This is a genomic window from Paenibacillus sp. sgz302191, from assembly GCF_057749925.1.
Genome location: NZ_JBYLHY010000105.1, coordinates 1 through 559 on the forward strand (window position 1 = coordinate 1; position 559 = coordinate 559).

At 54.4% G+C, this 559-nt stretch carries 1 protein-coding gene; it reads right to left on the reverse strand.

Going from position 1 to position 559, the window contains the following annotated elements; all coding sequences use genetic code 11:
• Positions 1-369: an ABC transporter ATP-binding protein gene (locus AC3G2T_RS38805; protein WP_488438830.1), complete on the reverse strand. Its 369-nt coding sequence runs from the start codon at positions 367-369 to the stop codon at positions 1-3.
• Positions 370-559: the final 190 nt, after the last annotated feature.

Genomic DNA, 559 nt, shown 5'->3' on the forward strand with positions numbered 1-559 from the left:
TCACGCCCGGCCCGTCCTTTTCAACATAATCTCCTGGTGCGTCGGGTACCGGAAGGGCTCGCCGGCTTGTTTGCCTTCGAACGTCATTCCATTCTGCAGCACGTAGATGTGACTCCCTGCCTTGATCACTATTTCCGGCGCGATGAAAAGTTTAGCGTCGTAATCGATCTCGTTTGCTGCATCCGTCTTGCGTGCTGCCGGGAGCGATGTTTGGGAAAGGGCACAAGGCTGATTCTTGATAACAGGGACCTTCTTCTGCCCGCTCGCCTTTGTGACCGGGTCTTTCGCGGGCAGAAATTCAAATATCGTACAGAGCCCTTCATAAGTCAGCTCAAGGGCGCTGCGCTCTGCCTCCACATCACCAAACATGCCTACCACCTCAATTTCCGAAATGCATTTAGTTGTGAAGCGTAATCCTGGACGAAAGATGCTCCCGGGCCACTCTTCACGGACGGCTGCACCGAAGCGAAATTTGTCTGCACGTCGCCGCGCTTGACGCTCTGTACAACCTTCCTTTCGGGGAACTCAGTCGCGTATTTAGTGCGGTACTGGTCCTCTG